This is a genomic window from Vibrio sp. 1078-1, from assembly GCF_033340475.1.
The window spans coordinates 1-658 of sequence record NZ_JAWOWM010000435.1 but is presented as its reverse complement, the minus strand read 5'-3'; the positions used below and the strand labels follow the sequence as shown (position 1 = coordinate 658).

The 658-nt window shown below is 48.2% G+C and carries 1 protein-coding gene; it reads right to left on the bottom strand.

The window, feature by feature from the left end; translation table 11 throughout:
- Positions 1-35: 35 nt before the first annotated feature.
- Positions 36-658: flagellar assembly protein FliH (gene fliH / locus R7190_RS28045; protein ID WP_318137946.1), on the bottom strand; the 623-nt coding region annotated here is incomplete at its 5' end.

The window sequence follows — 658 nt, the reverse complement described above, 5'->3', positions numbered from 1 at the left end:
TAGTTTTTGAGGCGATCGGCCAAAACTTGCATGGATTACTCACCCTCTTGGTGACGGTTCGCGCCACAAAAGCTGTGCAGCACACTCTTGATGCGCTCTTCCATGCGGTAGTTAATGCTCGATTCGCCTGCTTCGATTTGCACATCGCCACGATTAAGTGATGGCTCAGAAACCAGTGTCCAGTTACGGCAATCTAAATCTTCTTCACCATACGCAGAGCGAATGATGGCAACATCTTCAGGGTTGAGATGCAGTGTGATTGGATGGCCAGAAATCGGCAGCGCTTCTACCGACTGCTTAACCGTATCGAGGATAATTTGTGGATTGGTTTGAACCTCAACATGCACCACTTCTTTGACTAAGCACAGCACCATGTCCACCAGTTGCTTCTCTACCTGAGCATTCATCAGCTCCAAAGGTTGAGCAAACTGGTTGGCGAGATTCATAAACACTTCAACCTGCTGTTGAATAAACTCTTGGCCAGCAGAAACGCCTTCTGCTTTACCCAGCTCTAAGCCCTCAGCATGGCCTGCTTGCAAGCCTTCTTCTTTGCCTTTGTCGTACCCTTGCTTAAAGCCAGCTTCTTGACCTTGGTACAAACCTTCTTGATAAGCGCCTTGCTTGATCAGTTCGATCTGTTCTTCTGTCCGTTCAAGAG